The 19,071-nt window shown below is 41.1% G+C and carries 18 protein-coding genes; 6 read left to right on the top strand and 12 right to left on the bottom strand.

Features of this window, described 5'->3' with window-relative positions; all coding sequences use genetic code 11:
• Positions 1-72 precede the first annotated feature (72 nt).
• The 6 genes from gap to AC504W_RS24135 form a co-directional block, all read right to left on the bottom strand.
• The gene (gene gap, locus AC504W_RS24110; RefSeq protein WP_494874730.1) at positions 73-1,110 is read right to left on the bottom strand and encodes a type I glyceraldehyde-3-phosphate dehydrogenase; all 1,038 of its coding nucleotides are present in this window, start codon (positions 1,108-1,110) and stop codon (positions 73-75) included.
• A 195-nt stretch (positions 1,111-1,305) separates the two neighbouring features.
• Positions 1,306-3,687: a phosphoketolase family protein gene (locus AC504W_RS24115; RefSeq protein ID WP_494874732.1), complete on the bottom strand. Its 2,382-nt coding sequence runs from the start codon at positions 3,685-3,687 to the stop codon at positions 1,306-1,308.
• Positions 3,688-4,060: 373 nt separating this feature from the next.
• Positions 4,061-4,276, bottom strand: coding sequence for a DUF4926 domain-containing protein (locus AC504W_RS24120; RefSeq protein ID WP_494874733.1), 216 nt, complete (start codon positions 4,274-4,276; stop codon positions 4,061-4,063).
• A 17-nt stretch (positions 4,277-4,293) separates the two neighbouring features.
• Positions 4,294-4,626 (bottom strand): DUF6883 domain-containing protein, encoded by a 333-nt coding sequence (locus AC504W_RS24125; RefSeq protein WP_494874734.1) that lies wholly within the window; start codon positions 4,624-4,626, stop codon positions 4,294-4,296.
• A 14-nt stretch (positions 4,627-4,640) separates the two neighbouring features.
• A complete protein-coding gene (gene sbcC / locus AC504W_RS24130; protein WP_494874735.1) occupies positions 4,641-7,667 on the bottom strand; it encodes an exonuclease subunit SbcC in 3,027 nt (1,008 codons plus the stop codon).
• A gap of 466 nt (positions 7,668-8,133) precedes the next feature.
• Positions 8,134-8,781 (bottom strand): class I SAM-dependent methyltransferase, encoded by a 648-nt coding sequence (locus tag AC504W_RS24135; protein ID WP_494874736.1) that lies wholly within the window; start codon positions 8,779-8,781, stop codon positions 8,134-8,136.
• Positions 8,782-9,206: 425 nt separating this feature from the next.
• Between AC504W_RS24135 and AC504W_RS24140 the strand changes: the two genes are divergently transcribed.
• The 3 genes from AC504W_RS24140 to AC504W_RS24150 all read left to right on the top strand — a co-directional run bounded on the left by AC504W_RS24140 (position 9,207) and on the right by AC504W_RS24150 (position 12,562).
• Entirely contained in the window at positions 9,207-9,914 is a 708-nt protein-coding gene (locus AC504W_RS24140; protein ID WP_494874737.1) for a conjugal transfer protein TrbI, read from the top strand.
• 445 nt (positions 9,915-10,359) lie between these two features.
• The gene (locus AC504W_RS24145; RefSeq protein ID WP_494874738.1) at positions 10,360-11,046 is read left to right on the top strand and encodes an Npun_F0296 family exosortase-dependent surface protein; all 687 of its coding nucleotides are present in this window, start codon (positions 10,360-10,362) and stop codon (positions 11,044-11,046) included.
• Positions 11,047-11,320: 274 nt separating this feature from the next.
• Positions 11,321-12,562: an S-layer homology domain-containing protein gene (locus tag AC504W_RS24150; RefSeq protein WP_494874739.1), complete on the top strand. Its 1,242-nt coding sequence runs from the start codon at positions 11,321-11,323 to the stop codon at positions 12,560-12,562.
• A gap of 60 nt (positions 12,563-12,622) precedes the next feature.
• On the opposite strand, the gene AC504W_RS24155 is transcribed toward AC504W_RS24150, so the two are convergent.
• On the bottom strand, positions 12,623-13,975 hold the full coding sequence (locus AC504W_RS24155; RefSeq protein WP_494874740.1) for a sensor histidine kinase: 1,353 nt from the start codon (positions 13,973-13,975) through the stop codon (positions 12,623-12,625).
• A 283-nt stretch (positions 13,976-14,258) separates the two neighbouring features.
• On the opposite strand from AC504W_RS24155, the gene AC504W_RS24160 reads away from it, so the two are divergent.
• Positions 14,259-14,576 carry a DUF3155 domain-containing protein gene (locus tag AC504W_RS24160; RefSeq protein ID WP_015115160.1) on the top strand — a complete coding sequence of 106 codons (318 nt, stop codon included), beginning with the start codon at positions 14,259-14,261 and terminating at the stop codon, positions 14,574-14,576.
• A gap of 409 nt (positions 14,577-14,985) precedes the next feature.
• Here the strand turns inward: AC504W_RS24160 and AC504W_RS24165 are convergent, their stop codons facing one another.
• Both AC504W_RS24165 and AC504W_RS24170 read right to left on the bottom strand, forming a co-directional pair.
• Complete coding sequence (locus AC504W_RS24165) at positions 14,986-15,519, bottom strand: cofactor assembly of complex C subunit B (RefSeq protein WP_494874741.1); 534 nt, start codon at positions 15,517-15,519, stop codon at positions 14,986-14,988.
• Between the two features lie 52 nt (positions 15,520-15,571).
• Entirely contained in the window at positions 15,572-15,919 is a 348-nt protein-coding gene (locus tag AC504W_RS24170) for a PadR family transcriptional regulator (protein ID WP_015115158.1), read from the bottom strand.
• 461 nt (positions 15,920-16,380) lie between these two features.
• Between AC504W_RS24170 and AC504W_RS24175 the strand changes: the two genes are divergently transcribed.
• Both AC504W_RS24175 and AC504W_RS24180 read left to right on the top strand, forming a co-directional pair.
• Complete coding sequence (locus AC504W_RS24175) at positions 16,381-16,959, top strand: DUF3611 family protein (protein WP_494874742.1); 579 nt, start codon at positions 16,381-16,383, stop codon at positions 16,957-16,959.
• 176 nt (positions 16,960-17,135) lie between these two features.
• Positions 17,136-17,483 carry a hypothetical protein gene (locus AC504W_RS24180; protein WP_103123904.1) on the top strand — a complete coding sequence of 116 codons (348 nt, stop codon included), beginning with the start codon at positions 17,136-17,138 and terminating at the stop codon, positions 17,481-17,483.
• A 164-nt stretch (positions 17,484-17,647) separates the two neighbouring features.
• Here the strand turns inward: AC504W_RS24180 and AC504W_RS24185 are convergent, their stop codons facing one another.
• The 3 genes from AC504W_RS24185 to AC504W_RS24195 form a co-directional block, all read right to left on the bottom strand.
• Entirely contained in the window at positions 17,648-18,184 is a 537-nt protein-coding gene (locus tag AC504W_RS24185) for a hypothetical protein (protein WP_494874743.1), read from the bottom strand.
• 11 nt (positions 18,185-18,195) lie between these two features.
• Positions 18,196-18,546, bottom strand: a complete 351-nt coding sequence (locus tag AC504W_RS24190) for a YtxH domain-containing protein (protein ID WP_096585329.1) — start codon at positions 18,544-18,546, stop codon at positions 18,196-18,198.
• A gap of 95 nt (positions 18,547-18,641) precedes the next feature.
• Positions 18,642-19,007 carry a hypothetical protein gene (locus tag AC504W_RS24195; RefSeq protein ID WP_494874744.1) on the bottom strand — a complete coding sequence of 122 codons (366 nt, stop codon included), beginning with the start codon at positions 19,005-19,007 and terminating at the stop codon, positions 18,642-18,644.
• Positions 19,008-19,071 lie beyond the last annotated feature (64 nt).

Raw genomic sequence — 19,071 nt, forward strand, 5'->3', positions numbered from 1 at the left:
CTTTTTTATACAGTCTGAAGTGTAAAAGTTGAAGTATCAATTTCATACTTCATACTTCACACTTCAAACTTTTTAAGCAGCTACAGCCAATAGTTGTTCTTTCTGTGCCATAGACAACAGTTGATCTACTACCCGATTGGAGTAGCCCCATTCGTTGTCATACCAAGAAACAACTTTGAAGAAGTTGGAGTTTAGCTCAATTCCAGCACCTGCATCGAAAATACTGGAACGAGTATCACCCTGGAAATCTGTAGATACTACTTCTTCATCTGTGTAGCCTAAAATACCAGCTAATTGACCTGACGCAGCTTGCTGCATCGCTGCACAGATTTCTTTGTAACTGGTAGCTTTCGCAGTCTTGAAAGTGAGGTCAACTACCGAAACATCAGGGGTAGGAACACGCAATGCCATCCCTGTTAACTTACCCTTTAACTCTGGTAATACTAAAGCCACAGCTTTAGCTGCACCCGTGGATGAGGGAATAATATTTTGGGCTGCGCCTCGACCACCCCGCCAGTCTTTTTTACTGGGGCCGTCTACGGTGGGCTGAGTAGCAGTCATCGCATGAACTGTAGTCATCAACCCTTCGGTTAAACCGAAGTTATCATTGATGACCTTAGCAATGGGAGCCAGACAATTTGTAGTGCAGCTGGCATTGGAAACGATCAGATGCTTGCTGGGGTCGAATAAGTCATGATTTACACCCATCAACAAAGTTGGAACTCTGTCTGGATCTTTTGTTGGGGCAGAGATAATAACCCGCTTTGCACCTGCTGTCAGGTGTTTGCTGGCACCTTCATAATCAGTGAAGAGTCCGGTAGATTCTACTACATAGTCTACGCCTAATTTACCCCAAGGTAATTCGGCAGGATTTCTCACAGACACGCAAGGAATAAAATGTTCATCAATGACAATGCCGTCTTCCTTGGCTTCCACCTTGCCTTTAAACTGACCGTGAGTGGAATCGTATTTCAACAGATAAGCCAGGTTATCTGGTGGTACTAAGTCGTTAATGCCGACAAACTCAATGTTAGGGTTATAAATGCCAGCACGCAGCACTAGCCGACCAATACGACCAAATCCATTAATACCAACTTTCAACTTCGTCAAAGTTCAACCTCCTAATTTGAGAACAACCCAGGTCTGTTCTTAGTTTCAACGCTGCATTTAGCTGGGTTAATTTTGGTCTGACTGAGTTGATCGTGACAGTCTTAGACACCTAAATTGATTTTGCTAGACATCTTTTAAGGTTTCAGGAAAGTATGAAGTATGAAATTTCATACTTCATACTTCATACTTCAGAATTTAATACGGCCATTGCCAGTGGCGAACTTCGGGTAGGTCTTCGCCGTGTTGGGAAATGTAGTGCTTGTGTTCGATCAGCTTATCTTGTAGGCGTTGTTTGATGTATGCTGCTTTGGAACCTAGTTGTGGCACGCGATCGATGACATCCATAACTAAATGATAGCGATCGAGGTCATTGAGAACCACCATGTCAAAGGGAGTTGTGGTCGTTCCTTCTTCTTTATAGCCACGCACATGGAGGTTGTGATGATTGGTATGGCGATAGGTCAACCGATGGATTAACCAGGGATAGCCATGAAAAGCGAAGATAACTGGTTTATCAGTTGTGAAAATTGTATCGAAGTCTTTGGGACTCAAACCGTGAGGATGCTCACTTTTTGGCTGTAATGTCATCAAATCTACGACGTTAACCACCCTAACTTTTAAGTCGGGGAAGTACTGACGCAGCATATCCACCGCAGCCAAAGTTTCTAAGGTAGGCACATCACCCGCACAAGCCATGACTACATCTGGTTCACTTCCTTGGTCGCTACTCGCCCATTCCCAAATACCAATGCCTTTGGTGCAGTGTTTAATGGCTGCATCCATATCAAGATACTGCAAAGCGGGTTGTTTCCCGGCGATGATGACGTTGACGTAGTTACGGCTTCTTAAGCAGTGGTCGGTGACGGACAGTAAGGTGTTGGCATCGGGGGGAAGATAGACGCGAATGACTTCTGATTTTTTGTTGACTACATGGTCGATAAAACCAGGGTCTTGGTGCGAGAAGCCGTTGTGGTCTTGCCGCCAAACATGAGAGGTGAGTAAATAATTTAGAGAAGCGATCGGTCTACGCCAGGAAATATGACGGGTGGTTTTCAACCATTTGGCGTGCTGGTTGAACATGGAGTCAATGATGTGGATGAATGCTTCGTAGCAAGAGAAGAACCCGTGACGACCTGTGAGAAGATAACCTTCTAACCAACCTTGACAGCTGGTTTCGCTGAGGATTTCCATCACCCGACCGTTGGGGGATAGGTGTTCGTCTTCGGGCAGGATTTGGGAAACCCAAGTTCTATCTGTGACTTCAAACACAGCATCTAAGCGATTGGATGCTGTTTCATCAGGGCCAAAAACGCGGAAGTTTCGGCTTTCCATGTTGAGTTTCATCACATCCCGCAGAAATTGCCCCATGACTCTGGTGGCTTCTGCTTCGATTTTGCCGGGTTGGGTGACATTTACAGCATAATCTTGGAAATTGGGCATTTTCAAGTCACGCAACAAGATACCGCCGTTAGCGTGGGGATTGTCGCCCATCCGCCGCAGATCTGTGGGGGCTAATTGGGCGAGTTCGGGGATGAGTTTGCCGTTAGTGTCGAAGAGTTCTTCGGGTTTGTAACTCTTCATCCAGTCTTCTAATAATTTTAGATGTTCTGGCTGTTGAGCGATCGCTCCAAAGGGAACTTGATGCGATCGCCAAAAATCTTCGGTTTTCTTCCCATCAACTTCTTTTGGCCCTGTCCAACCTTTGGGGGTTCGCAACACAATCATCGGCCAGCGTGGACGTTCTGTAAAACCATGTATGCGGGCTTCTCTTTGGATGTTTTGAATTTCCGAAATGACTGTATCTAATGTAGCCGCCATCTGCTGATGAACTTGGGTGGGATCAGAACCTTCGACGAAGTAAGGTTTATAACCATAGCCCACAAATAAGCTTTCTAATTCTTCATCACTTAACCGTGATAGCAGTGTCGGGTTAGCAATTTTATACCCGTTGAGGTGCAAAATCGGTAAAACTGCCCCATCATTAGCTGGGTTGAGAAACTTATTCGAGTGCCAACTTGCTGCTAAAGCCCCAGTTTCAGCTTCACCATCACCCACAACCGCCGCCACAATCAAATCAGGATTGTCAAAAGCTGCACCGTAAGCGTGAACTAGGGCATAACCCAACTCGCCACCTTCGTGAATTGAACCAGGGGTTTCTGGGGCGACGTGGCTAGGAATCCCACCAGGAAAAGAGAATTGTTTAAAAAGCTGCTGCATTCCCTCAGCATCTTGGGAAATGTTGGGGTAATATTCGCTGTAAGTTCCTTCTAGGTAGGTATTAGCGACTAAACCAGGGCCACCATGACCAGGCCCGGCAATATAAATCATGTCCGTATCATATTTTTTGATGATGCGGTTGAGGTGAACATAGATAAAATTCAGCCCTGGTGTAGTTCCCCAGTGACCTAAAAGTCGGGGTTTAACGTGTTCTATTTTCAGGGGTTCTTTTAGCAGTGGATTGTCGAGTAAATATATTTGCCCTACTGACAAATAATTCGCCGCCCGCCAGTAGGCGTTGATTTTATGCAATTCTTCGTCTGTTAAAGGCTTTGTTTGTGGGGAGATTGCTAAAGTCATATCAAATTTCCGTATACAACAGGATTTTGCCTTTGTTCAGTAAGCTAGTTTAGTTGTCTATGCAATAACGGCCATCCTACTCATGACAAATCATTCCTAGCGCCAATCTAGGAAAAAATTGTGCTTTGTTGTTGCGATCGCTTGTATGAAATTTTTAGTGAGTGATGAATAATTCCCGACTATCTCCTGCTTGAGACAGTAGCAGATGTAACCAAGATGACTCGCTAGTTTTAAGGTTTTTTTAAACCAAATTATTTATTGCAAAAAAGAAAATTACCTGTATCAATTGATTGAGAAATATTACTTTTGATAGATTTTTCCTAAAATGTTGGGTAGTAAAGGCTTGAGTAATTAGCCTAGCAGGTTACTACATTTATACTAATGTCCTTTCACCAATAGGTTGATGATATAAAATCATTAGCTGATTAGCATTTAAGGTTTCTATTGCATAAGCCTGCCCTGTTAAGTTGCTAAATTCTACTTCAAAAACACCAGGTTCATATTCATCTACAATCGTTCCTACTTGACCGCGATACAATTTTAATTCCAGTAAGTCTTCTGTTAGAGCAACAACATCAAATAATTTCATTGGCATTACCTCACTGCTTAGAGTACATAACAGGTAACTAGGCGAGGAAAGTTTTCATCATTTCGCACTATCCAAACGCTCTGAATAATTGCTTGTTTACCTGAACGACTCAGGGGAAAATCAATAATATATTTTTGACCGTATAGATTGCTTTTACCCGGAACGGCATCATAGTCAACTACTGCTTGTAAAAGGATGGTTTGTAGTTCTTCTGCATCGTTTAAATCTAAGTCTAAGGCAGATTTGAAGACACGAGCTTTGTGCTTTCCTTCTGGATGTTCTAAGTTGAGACAATAAGCTGCGATTTTTTCTGTTTCAACGATAGCGCGTTCTGGGTTAGGTAGTTTCATAACACGTTATTTTCCTAAACCGACAACTGCACCTGTGAACCTTGTTGAGTTTTATGCACTTCAATTCTGGCTTGAAAGGCTTCTTTGAGGTGGGGCATGTGAGTTACTGTAAGGATACAGGCAAAATCAGAGGCGATCGCATTTATAGCTGCAATCAGGCGATCGCATCCCTCTGCATCTTGTGTACCAAAGCCTTCGTCAATAATTAACAATTGCAACGCCGCCCCCGCCCGTTGTGCTAACAATTTCGCCATTGCTAACCGGATGGCAAAGTTAATTCTAAAGGCTTCGCCACCAGAGTAAGTCTCATAAGCCCGTGTTCCCTTAGCATCGGCAATTAAAATGTCTAAGGTATCTATCAGCTTGGCATTCTTCTTGGTAGATTTACCGCTTCTACCTGCTTTTTGAGTAATAAATTGCACATGTAACTGATTTGCACTCAATCGGGATAACAATTGATTTGTCTCTGCTTCAAGCTGCGGTAAGACGTTTTCAATCATTAAAGCTTGGATACCATTTTTACCAAATGCCAGGGCTAACTCATGGTAAACCCGGTATTGTTTCTTGCAAGCTTGCAGTTGTTGTTGTTGTTGTTCGTACTGCACTTGCAAAGTTTCTAGTTGATGGGCGAGTTGTTCCAAACGCCCTAACTTGGCTATTTGTTCATCGAGTTGTCGCCTGCGGATAGCTAACTGTTGTTCTAAAGCTTGAATTTGCTCAATCGGGTTGGCTGACTGGGCTAGTTGTTGAACAATTTCATCAATTTGGCTGGCGAGTTTTTGTCGCTCGTTCAACCGAGTAGTTTTCGCCGCGTCTAGTTCTTGTAATCTTCCTTGCAGTTGAGGATATTGCTGTTGGGCAGATAATAATTGTTGATAGCGTAACTGCCAAGCTTGGCTTTGGCGGACTGCTTGACGTAAATTATTATGTTGCTCTGAACTGTAACCAATTTCAGCAATTTGACGTTCAAGGGCGGCAATTTGTTGGGCGCACTCAGAATCAGTTTGCTCTTGCTGTATTTTAGTTTGTAATTGGGCGATCGCCGCTTGTAATTCTGGTTTGCGGGCGGCTAGGTGTGTTTGGCGTTTTAGCGCATCCTTAATTTGCCCTTGTTTAATTTCCGCCCAGCGCCATCTTTCAACTTCACTCCGCGCTAAGGCATGGTCTTGCTCATTGTAATTTAATTGTTGCAGATATTCGTCTAATTGTCGTAGTTCTTGTTGTTTATCGTGGGCATAATCACCAACTTGGAGCGATCGCTCTAAATGTTGTCTTTCTTGTGTTAGTTGGTTTAACTGTTCTTCAGCATCGCTTGTTGATTCCAGTTGGGCGGCTAATTGTCCGCGCTGTTCTCGCAAAGAGTCATAAGGTGATAGATTTTGGGATACTTCTCGATATTTCTGCCTGAGTACTTGAATTTCTCGATCTGTACAAGCCATCTGTTCCCGAAATACCCACAATTGTTCTTCGGTGTCTTTGTATTCAGCTTTGGTTTTATCTGCGACTCGATTCCAGTGATGTTCATCTAAAGGACGTTCGCACAAAGGACAAATTGCGTCGGGATTACGCAACATTTGGAGTTTTTGGTCTAATTCACCCAATAACCTTTCATATTCGCGTTGCTGTGCTTGCAGTCTTTCAATAAAGTGTCTTCTTTCCTGGCCTTTTTCTTGGATGCGTTGCAAATAAACTTTATCTTTCTCCATTTGTTCAATCTGCATTGCTACAGCCATGACGGCTTGTTGCAGTTCGGGGTAGCGTTGTGAGGAGCGTTGCAGTTGATTTTCTGTGGCTTGTATTTGTTCTAACCTGGCGATTAAACTAGCTTGAATTCTATCTAAGTGACTTTGCAAACTTTGGCGCTGTTGTAATAAAGGCGAAACTTGCATTTGCAATTCATCCAACTGAACCACCCGGCGACGCGCGGCGCTGAGTTGTCCTAAAGCCGCCTCAACTTCGCCTGATTTACTCAGAGTTTGCTGAATTTCTTGTTCTTGCTGTGCTAACGCCTCAATTTGCGCTTGTGCTTGTTGCAGTTTTCTTTCAAGATCATGAATTTGCCCAGTTAGTTGTTGCTGCTTTTGTTGGCGGAGTGTTGTGGCGCGGGTGTGTTGCTCAAACTTAGCTGCAAAAGCTTCTTCTTGAGATTGTAGGCTTTGGTAATGGGCGTAACCGTTTTTAATTTCTGCTTCTTGATTTAAAGTAGCCGTCAAATCTGCCAGCTGGGTTTTAACGGATGATTGTTCTTGGTGGAGGCGATCGCAATCTTGAGTTAAATTTTGGTATTGTTGCCTCACAAAGCTGAGTTGTTGTTCCCAATTTTGCCGCTGGTGTTGGACAACTTGCAAACTTTGTAGTTGAATATTGTCAAATGCTTGTACCTGTTGCAGCTGATTCAGTTCGGCTTCTAATTCTGCTCTTTGTGCTGCTGTAAATTCTCGCTGTTGCAGTTGCGTTTTAATCGATTCCAACGAACGTTCTAATTCTTCTGCTCTGGCTTTAAATTGGCGAGAAGATTCTTTGGCTCGTTCTTCTAAGTCATCATACTGCGTCAGTTTTAACAACTCCGCTAAAATTTCCTTGCGTTCTGTCGGGCGCTTCAGCATGAATTCATCAGCACGGCCTTGACGCAAATAAGCGGAATTAATAAAAGTATCGTAATCGAGCTTGATATGTTCTAAAATCAAATCCTGGGTTGCCCGTACTCCTTTACCCGTGAGTGGGCGAAACCCAGAAGGTGTTTCAATTTGAAATTCTAAAACACTAGTTGCACCGCGAATTCGTGTGCGAATCACTCGATACTTTTGCTGGTTAATGTGGAATGTGAAATCAACGCGGACTTCTTTCGCCCCAGCATGGATGACATCATCTTCCGTTGAAGCTCGACTTTCACCCCAAATTGCCCATGTAATCGCTTCGAGCAGAGACGATTTACCTGCGCCATTAGAACCACAAATACAAGCCGTATGCAAACCACGAAAATCTAAAGTAGCATCACGGTAACTAAGGAAGTTTTTGAGGATAAGTTGTACTGGAATCATTAAGGCAATAGCGCCACATCTAGGATTTGATGAACGAGCAGTACAGATGCACTCTAGATAGTTTAGCTAGGTAGATATCAGGATTCTAGTCCTAAAGTCAGTAATTTTACGAAAATTAACAATATTATGAGCAAGTTTTTCCCGCTGGGCAAATTATTTTGCTCATCTTCGGAGAAAAATTAAACTGTGGACAGTTATTTCTAGGTTCTACTTGTTACATCTATGGCTTATACCGTTTCTTGATAAAGATGCAATTTATCAGTTGTTATGTACAAAGCCTCTACATGAGTTATCGGGTTCAGCTTCACATTAAATTGGTATTAGGCGCTATATATATATATTGATTTGAGGAAGAAAATCCAACATCTGCAAACACTTTGTTGGGTTTCGCCGCTGCTCCACCCAACCTACTTTTGTGAATTTCTCTGTGCCTTTGTTGCTCTGTGGCTCAAAAAAAAAGCTTCCCTTAACCCTTCAAATTTCGTAGTAATAATTGGCAACCGCATAAAAATGGGTTTTGACTTTCTATGCGTTCGTCCCGTAGCACTTCAATTGCCAACTGACTGTTGTAGATTAATTTATCGTAATCCATCAATGCATTCCACTTAATTTTGCCAGTAGGAAACCCCATTTCTAAAGCTGCATCAAATATTAATTCTTGCCACTTCTGAATCTCTGGGTCTCGTGATTTACAGTAATCCAAAATGGCGATATATGCACCAGGTTTAGTAACGCGTAAAATCTCATCCAGAGCGCGTACAGGATCGGTAACAACACAAAGAGTAAATCCTGATGCAGCAGCATCAAAATTATTATCAGGAAAATCCAAATTTAGCAAATCAGATACTTTAAAAGTGATATCTGCGGATACACGCTTTTTCTGGGCTTCATCCATCATTTTCTCAGATAAATCTACACCTACAACACTGACTCCTTCAGGATATGCGGGAAGATTAAGTCCTGTGCCAACAGCAGCATCAAGCACAGTTTGTCCAGGTTTAAGCTGTAAAGAATCAATCAGTGGTTGACGATCAATATGCCAGTAACGCAACATAATCTTCTCATAATCTACTGCGCCCTGATCGTAGGTATCAATTATTTTTGTTACTTGCATATACTGCCCCATAAATATAGAAGTAGCTATTTTGTTTTAACTGTTTTCACAAGAATTTGGCAATGAAATAATGCCTATTGTTTTACATTCTATAGTTAGTGTAAATACATAGATTATTTAGACAAAAAAATTATGAGTCAGTAAGCAAAATTATGAATTAAATTCTGGATTTTATATCCTATTTTCATAAAACAAAATTCTGGTGGAACAAAGGCTGTAAATTTGCGTCAATCAAAGGTATCTAACTCTTGATTTAGCGAAGCATTTCAGCAGTGTAATATTTTGTGGAACAATAGCAGATACTCCGCGTCATCCAATCAGCCTGACTACGGTATATGCCTAGAGATAGTTCTCTAGCTAGTCAGAAACAATCTCAGTAACCACTCGTCATCACATAAGTCACACACATCAAAGTAAATTTTGTTATGACACACCTTTATCGCATCAAATCAGGCGCAGCTGCATTCATGGCAATGGCACTAACTACAGGTGCGATCGCTCCTATAATTGCTGTAGCTCCTGCCCAAGCACAATATAATCTTGGTCAATCACGCTCAACTACAATTCCTGCTAATGTAACTTTGCCTGTGACTTACGAAAAAGAAAAAGTCGTTGTCACCCCAGGCGAAAGTATGTCTCTGAAGCTAAGAATAGCTAATGACATTATCGATAGAAATAGAAATGTCTTAATTCCTGCTAGAACTGAAGTGGTTGGTAGATTAGAACCTGTCGATTTATATGGCAGAAATTCCCCCAGCAACAGAAATAATGACAATAGCAAGGGTGTAAGGTTTGTCGCGTCAGAATTAGTCTTCCCCTCTGGTCGGAGACTACCAATTAATGCTAATTCTCGGACAATCACCGAAACTGAAAAAATTACCAAAGGCGCTGATACTGGTCAAATTTTAACAGATGCAGCTATTGGTGCTGGTGCTGCTACTGTAATTTCACTGCTGACTGGTAACAGAAAGATAGAAGTATTAGAACCTGTGATTGGTGGTGCTGTGGGTGCTGGTGCCAGTGTACTGTTGCGGAAAAAACAAGCTGATGTCTTTGTTCTCAGACCAGAACAAGATTTAGACATCACACTGACAAGCAATTTAGTAATATCCCGAAACACTACTAATTATTAACTGATATTTCCGTCGTGAACTCAATCAGCTTAATCAGCGATCGCCTCTTTCAATATAGTGTGCGATCGCTTCATTTTTATAGATACAAAATTTAATATTAATGCAACTATTTGATCTATATCTCGTCTTATTTAATATTCAAGGTACATGCTGAATATTTGCTGCTTGTTAAAGTCGAAAATCCGCTTCATTCATTCTTTAAAGCAAATTTAGTGTATCTACGGTGTCTATATCTAGTAAAAAAAATCAAGATAAAACTATCAGGCATCGAGAGAAACTTGCATCTTCCTTCCTACTGTGACAGATAAGATTCACAGACAGGACTTAATAATTTATCTTTCTATCTCCTGTATAAGTGCGGATGTAGAAACAGCTAACTGTAATCAGTTGGTTGGAAATCACTCATGATTGCTAATTTCCATATATCTTCAATAATTTAACGAAAATGCTGAAAAATTTATCTCTTGCTTTACTAGGAACAACTGTTATTGTAGCGAGTGCTAACCCAGCTAGTGCCGTAACTATGGTAGTAAGTGGTGGGATGTTCTCTAGCTACTCTGATGCTAAAACTGTCACCTTTGATGATGGTACAGCAAATGACCCAAATGGATTTGCTACTTACTCTAATGTCACTACTAACATTGTTCAGGGTAGTGTAAGTGGTCAATATGCTTCACCCTATGGAGATACTACTAAGTTTCTCACAATTGCTCCATCAGGTAGTGGTGTTGCAGGTGATAGTGGTTTTGTCAATATTAATTTCAAAGAAGCTGTTGATTACTTCGGTTTTTATGCAGGTTCATTAGATAGCTACAACTACATTGACATCTATAGCGGTAATCAGTTGTTAAAGACTTTTAGTGGCTCAGATGTACCAGGTGCAGTAGCTGATGGTAGCTGGACTAGCGGTCAAGCTAATATGTTTGTCAATCTTGTAGGTGAAGCAGGCGAAAAATTTGATCGTGTTGTGATGCGTTCAAATGGTATTGCTTTTGAAACAGATAACCACGCCTATAGACTAGCGCAGAGTGTTCCAGAACCCAGTGCTATGTTAGGTGTATTAGCAATAGGTGCTTTCGGAACTACTTCACTTTTAAAGCGTCAACAAAAGAAAGTAGCAGTGAAAGGATAAATTTACTTTCAAGTTTAATTTGATAACTGCTATGTGTACAAAATGGCATAGCAGTTTTTTAATTAGATTTTATTTCATTTTTAATATGTCATGGGAAATAGGTAATAAGTCATAGTGTGTTTGTCTATGACTTATTACCTATTTTGGTGAAAATAATTTCTCGTAAAAAAAAAGTAAAAATTTCTCCGAAAAATAGAAATTGCCAGAAACTTTTTATATCAGTTTTTGTCTAAGTAACTAACAGAAACAAAATAAATTTAGAGGCATAAAATTAATGTTTACTTTAACTGGTTGGCAATCTAAAACTGCTGCACTTATGGCTTTGAGCATCACTGCTGGTGCTGTAGCCCCCTTTATGACAGCTACACCTTCTTTTGCTCAAACTACTTTTACTGATGTTTCATCTAACTACTGGGCTGCACAGTTTATTCAAGAATTATCACAGCGGGGTGTAATTGCCGGGTTTCCTGATGGCAGTTTCCGTCCAGAAGAAGCAGTAACACGCGCTCAATTTGCAGCGATGGTTAACAAAGCTTTCCAAAAAGCACCGCAACGTCAGTCAATCAGCTTTGTGGATGTACCCAGCAATTTCTGGGCATCTAGCGCCATTCAGCAAGCTTATACCATTGGTTTTCTCTCTGGATATCCTGGAAACCGCTTTGAGCCTAACCAAGCTATTCCTCGTCAACAGGTTTTAGTTTCCCTGGCCAATGGTCTGGAATATACTGCTAATGGCAATGTTGAAAGCACTCTGCAATACTTCAACGATGCTTCTGGAATTGCTAGTTATGCCCGTAGTCCGATCGCAGCGGCAACTGAAAAGCAAATTGTGGTGAACTATCCTAATGTTAAGTTCCTCAATCCCACTGCAACTGCAACACGCGCACAGGTAGCAGCTTTTATTTACCAAGCGTTAGTTAGTTCCAATCAAGCTTCGGCAATTAATTCACCTTATATAGTGGCTACTCAAACCACTACACCAACACCTGTATCAATCACAATTCCGCAAGGAACTGTTATCCCTGTGAAGTATGATCAGGCTGAAAAAATTCTGGTGACTAAGGATGAAACGGCTCCTTTAACCCTGACTGTTGAGCAAAATGTTGTCACCCAAGATGGTACTGTAGTAATTCCTGCTGGTAGTCAAGTTGTTGGTCAACTCAAACCGGCAAAGGGTGGTTCCCAATTTGTTGCTCAAAAACTGGTGTTAACGACAGGTCAAGAGTATCAAATTGCAGCGACCTCTGATGTAATTACAAAAACGGAAACAGTGAAAAAAGGCACTAGTACTAGAGCCATTATTACGAATACTGTATTAGGTGCTGGGGCTGCGGCGGCGGTATCTGCAGTCACAGGCGATCGCGCGATCGCTACAGAAGAAGTTCTCGGTGGTGCGGCCATTGGTGGCTTAATTGGTTTATTCTTCGGTCGCAACAGTGTTGACTTAATTGCTATTAACCCCGACACCGATTTACAAATGACCGTCAATCAAAATTTGTTGGTCTCAGTTAGATAGTTGTTAGTCAAGAGTCCATAGTCAATAGTAAAAATGAACTTTTTGACCATTGACCATTGACTATTGACTAATTGGCAACCAAATAATAAACGTAGTTCCCGGTGTATCGGGGGATGAGATCGCAGAATTAATTGCTGGGCTGAAAATTTCAATTTCACCCTGCATTTGCTCGATTAATTGTTTAGCGATCGCTAATCCTAATCCTGTACCGGGAATTTCTGTTTGTGCTTGTACACCTCGGTAATGTCTTTCGCCCAAATGTGTTATGTCTTCTTGGGGAATTCCCGGCCCAGTATCACTAATAGCAATACCGATAAAATTTTCTCTTTCTTGCCCTACTTGGATGAAAATTTTGCCGCCTTTGGGGGTGTATTTCAAAGCATTATCAATGATATTGCTTAAGACTTCTTGTAAAGCTTTAATATTGGCACGCACCAAGGGTAAGTTTTTGGGAATTTCTGTTTTTAATTTGAGATGGCGTTCTTGAGCGATCGCTTTTGCTGATAGTAATAATGGTGCTAATAAATCAGCTAAAGAGCAATCAGTTGCTTTTTCTCCTGTGCCTGGTAATAATAAAATCGGTTTGGGTTCTGTTTGGACAGTAGCTTCCACAAATACTTCATTTTGGGGTAATGCCAGTGGTGCTAAATCTAATTCTGTCCAGTCAATAACTTGCTCAAATTGTTGCAATAATTCTTGCAGGCGATCGCTTTCTCTCACAATATTCGCTCCCACGTCTCGGTTAGGATCACCTGGACGCAGTCTTTTAAATAGCAATTTGCCAAAAGTCCGCAATGCGGTCAAAGGATTGCGAAATTGGTGTAATAAATTATCTAATAAATCTCGCTGCTGTTCTTGCAGAACTTGTTGTTGGTGTAACTGTTGTTGCAACCATGCTCGACGCTGATCTAAAACACAAGCGATCGCCAAAGTCTGAACTATCTTTTTAATAGTACTTTGTTCTTGTTGATTCCAAGCCCGGTCTTCTCTACAAGTCACCAGTAATCCCATCATGACACCCTCATGAACCAGGGGTCGAACAATTTGGTGTCCACTCAGCAAATACTCTTCTTGAAAATCTGGCTGTTCAGTATCCGTGGTTTCGACCTCTGGTGATGCAGCCGGAGATTCTGTAGCTGCTGTCAATAACCGTTTTTGTTGTTTGGGCAGTAGCAAAATATTACTAATTTGTAATTGTTTGCGTGCTTTTACCTCAGTATTCTCTTCTCCTGGTGGTAATCCTGCTGTTTCTGGATAAACCACCACAGGAATCAGTTTCGCCTCAGTTGTTGGAGCTTCTACCAATTCTTGTGTTAAATAAACCACACTTAAAGAGGCTCCCAACCCTTGGGCTAACAATGCAATTTGTTCTCGGCATAAAGCCACAAAATCTGAACTAGCAGACATTAACATTTTTCATTTCTTGCTTAGGATCACAGGTTTTGAGGGAATTTTCAAGAATCAGCTTGATTCTAACTCTGTTTTCATCAAGCTTGACTAAAGCTGTTTAAATAATGGTATAGATAAAGAAATCCTGTACTTTACTAGTTTTGTGATTTATTTGTCTTCAAAAAAATTATTTTTGTTGTATCAAAAGTTTATAAACTATTGATTTTTTGAACTAGAACTTTTATAATTACGACGGATTTTGTAGCTATCACTACAATCTAATAGCTTGAAAGAGGAGGAAAATAGGTTGGCAAGGAGACGGAAAAGGAAGAGTCGTCGTCGCCAGGAAGGACGGCGGATTTTAGAGCATGTGCCTCAATATAGCATCGAAAGCGGCGAAGAAAAACCTGTGACAGCAGCAAGAAAATTCATTCAAGCTGAAGGGATCTTGCCACCAGCTCTGCTACTCGTAAAGCGAAATGAACACACAACAGACAGATATTTCTGGGCAGAAAAGGGTCTGTTTGGCGCTCAATACGTAGAAGAAAACCATTTCTTGTTCCCCAGCCTACGAACATTAGAAGCTCCGGCTGGTTCGGAACCTGTGGCATTAGCTGCTCGCTGAACTTTAAGTGGCTATCTTACGTGTTGAAGGTGTTCTGAATATTCATTTAACTGGCAAAGTTGATCAGTTTATGCAAAATTTTCAATTTTTTTTAAATTTGGGTCTGATTTGCCAGTAGAGGGTAAAGGGTAGTCCAGGCGGTTGGACAAACAACTCTCATCAAGCCGTATAGGTTTGTGTGAGTTGAATTATCAATGTAATATTCATCAGGGAGTTAGAAAGAGTGATACAGAGCGTTCAAAAGTGAGAGTCGCATTGCGCCTTTCTTTTGCAGGCTAGGTTACAAGATACCTTTTTCTCTACAGCAGTTCGTTATAGAGAAAATTTACATCACAACAATCCTCTTTCCTACTCCCTATTGTTTATTTCCTCTCGCTCATCACTGGAGGAAATGTAAAAAAACTCAAATTTAATCACTCAGCTTTAAGTTGAGTGCTTTCTGTAACTCAATCAGTTCATCTCGATGGGCAGTTACAGTAATCTTGGCTGGGGAGCTTGGTTCATCTTGATTAGCTTTTTGCAGATGAAGCAACACCTTCTCAGTTCTTCCTGCTTTTTTCCAATAGAACACACCACTCAACGGTGATAACAGCACTATTCCTAGAAAAAAACTGCTGATGTTAGGAAACAGCAGTGATAGAACAAAGGATAAACAAATTAAACCTACTGTTGCCAGTAGCGTCAAAAAAATTGCTAAAAATAAGCTGGGTTGGACAAAACCCTCAAAAATAACTTGATTTTTATCTCGGTCTACCGCTGCCACTCGGTAAGACCGCGAACGGAAATAATCCTGTAATTGAGGCATTAATACAGCTTCGTCTTGCTCAGATACCAGTTGTGCAGTTTTTGTGCGGTCTTTAGTTGCAGCACGAATAAAGAAAAATAGCCCAACTGATAACAATAAGGTGAGCAGCAACGTAGATGGCAGAATAGCAGTATCCATAACTGATTGTTACTGTGTGAATGGAGGAGATTTATTCATTATTAATTATTAGTTAATTTGTCCTCCCGTTAATATACTCTTGCCAAAGACGCGTTAAATCCTGCGCTTGAACTTGCCATTCTGGAGAAACTTGGTACATTCGCCTAGGTCTTCCTCGTCCTTCGAGTTTCTTCCAATACCCATTAATAGCCCTTTCGTCTTCTAGAAACTTAATCGCACTATACAGTACGGTATCTGAAAGCCGATAGGTTGGATATTCAGTTTCTAAACGTTGAATTAACTCGGTTCCGTAGGATTCACCTTGCCGTAAAACAGACAGTATGTAACAAATAGCTAGTTCCTGACAGAGGTAAGTTGGCGGAGGATTTTCAAAGAATTGATATATATCCTCAAGTTTCATGGTTGGTGAATGGCTAAAAAAATGCCTTAGGGTGGGATTTATAATCCTTGTGTTCAGTATGCACTATTACTTACGTAATAAAAAGTACAGAGACACTGAGGCAGGATGGTCAAAGCGTCAACGTAAAAATGCCAAACAAATATGCCCCACGCAGATAAAGTCATGGGATACAAGCGAAATTCTAAGGAGCGTAAGACTTACCCTCCTAATTTAAGCTCTAGGCAGTGTGGTGAGGAGCAATAAAGACAGAGGCATAGCCCCTGTATCGGTGTCAAATGATGCCGAGCCGATTAGAACTGCATAAGCATAAAATGCCATCGAAGAAATTTTACAAGTAAAATGCCATTTTGTCTGTAAAGCTTATTAAACACTTTGTTTCTCAGTTCTACTTGAGATACTCATAGGTCATCTGGTAAGTGTGATAGTAAATCTAGCAAGCACCTAGCTCATTGGTGATTAGTATGTCACAAAATTCCGATGCTCCATCATCTTCTGCTACTCTTCGGGCGATCGCCCAAACATTCCGGCTCACAGGTTGGATTAGCTTTTGGATTCAGTTAGTATTAGGTGTGGTTTCCAGCATAATTGTCCTGCTATTTGCGATTTTTTCCCAAAGAACAGGTAGCCCTAGTAATAATCCGGGAACTGGCTTTGGAGTCTTTCTAGCGGTTTGTGGACTCATTATTTTGGGTGCGGGTATCTATTTAGCTTTCCGTTACACCAGAATTGGTAGACAACTGCAATCTTCCAACCCTAGCAACCGCCCGCGTAAAAGCGAAACCTTACAGGTATTACGTTTAGGCTTGTGGATCAATTTAATTGGCACATTAGTCACACTTTTAGGGGCGCAGGCGATCGTTGGTACACTCGTTGCCAGGTCAATATCCCCGCAAGCCATCACTACGCAATTTTTTGACCCAACTCGGATTATTAGCGGTCTTGATATGCTTGTAGTTCAGGCAAACACTAATACTGTTTCAGCCCACTTTGCTGGATTGGTTGGGTCACTTTGGCTAATGAATCGTATCAACCGCCAATAATCTCCTAGGCTAATTTCATCTTTTCCTGACGGTAAGCAAAAGTTGATCTTTAACTTTTCCGAAACCCACTTACACAGACTTGTAAGAAACAAATATAGTTGTTAAAAAAACTTCCTACTAATAAGTAGTGTTAAAGCTTACCAAAGGTGAAATTTATCTTTTGAGGATCTCATATCATGGCAGATTCATCTAATACAAGCAGAAATCAACTAAGACAAAATTTTGATCAAAATGCTTGGAGATTTGGTGTACAAGTGGTCTTTAGTGCTGTTGTATTAGGGCTATGTATTGTGCAGTTGGTTTCCAAACCAAGTAACGATCAAAATACTGCACTTTACTGGGGCGGGGTGACTAGCGTATTAGCATATTGGTTGCCTTCTCCAGGACAAAATAGGGAAGACAAAGAGCCAATGACAATTAATACCAGAACATTTACCGCTACTGAAACTAATGGACAAGGCCAAAACGATCACATCTTGGCTCAAAGTAATTCCACAACAGTGACAACAGACGCTCAAAACTAATGAATAGTCTATAAATTAAGAATTCAGAATCAATAAGTTATTCTGAGATTTAGGCACACCACCAATTTTAGACAACTAAATCAAATATGTAGTGTTGTGTCTTCAACCCATTTATTTGTCAGCTAGTTCAGACTTCAATTCATACTAAATTCTGACTGATAAACTTAAGAAATATAGTCTTCATCTTCAGAATTGCTATCCCAACTAGAAGCATGATTAGAACGGTAAGCTTCGGCTTTAGTGCGGCGATTTTCCTGCCGGATGGCTTCTCGTTCTCGTAATGTTAGCTGTTGCTTGTCATTAATGGGCAACCGTTCTACTGTACGTTTAGATGATTTTTGACGAGTAAATGTCTTCCAAGCAGTTTTCATCCCAACAACTAAGCTACGAGTACCGACTTGAAGATTTTGGGCTTGTTTTTTTGCACCATCAATGCCTTGGTCAACTTGTTTAACGACTTGACCAGCGCTTTTGACACCTTCACTAACATCATTGGTTAAGTCAGTGATTTCGATACCAGTGGTGCGGATGGAAGTTAAGGTAGGTGGTAACTCCCGCGAAAGGGTGTCAAAAAACTTTTCCGCACTGCGGGCGGCGCGTGCTACTTCTTGTAAAGCGGGTATAGCCGCCACTAAAACAGCAGTTAGACTGGCGGCGACTAAGAGTAGGGACAGTCCCAACCAAAATAGGGGGTCAATCACGGTTATGCTATCTACGAGCGTTCCAAAGGCTGGGGAAGCGAATCTGAGTCTTCTTCAGTGGTTTGCCGATGCAAGACTTGACTTTCGCGCTGACTAGCATCTATGCCAGCGGCGATCGCTTCCTTTAGTCTATCTAAAGTTTCATCCCAATTACGTAATGCGTTGGCAGAAAGACGATCTGCCTGAATTTGCACACTTGTTGATAAATCTTCTGCTAATTCTGGGATGGCATCAGCAGATTTTTTCAAAAGTTTACGCGTTTCGCGTCCTGTGCGAGGAGCAATGAGCAAACCAGTTAAAGCACCGATAGTTGCTCCTAGCATCATACCGCCAATAAAGACTCCAGAACGGTTATTAGACATTTGAATTGTTTCTCTCCTTACACCCATTTTAGGTGGGTTGTTTCCCCTTGTATAACCAGAATGATTTTATCGAGTTAATTTATCGTGACAATTTATCAACTAGAAATGTTGCTATTGTTTATTCCAGTTTTGGTGACTGTTTTTCTTAGCCAGAAAGAATTGGATTGACGAATATAGCGTTTACCTAGTCGCTGTCCTAAAAGTAGCAGACTCACAATTTGGCGCACTTGCTGAATTTTAAATTGTAGAGATTGGTTATTGAGGCGGAGGTTGCGGAGACTTTGCTGGCTAATATCAATATTTTGGGGTGTTTGAGACAGCAGAGTCTGGCTACATTTTTCATAGAAAGTTAACCTATCGGTGATGAATGCTATTCGTTGCTTCAGTTTCCAGATTTGCCAAGCTATGTAGAACAGCAGTAGGGAAATAAGGGTGTTAATGATGACAACTAATGTAACCATTGTTTGATTTATGTGAGTTAGATGATTTGTGATCGCCTGACACTACACTTGGGAAAGATGCGAT

The sequence above is a fragment of the Nostoc sp. C96 genome (assembly GCF_059384975.1).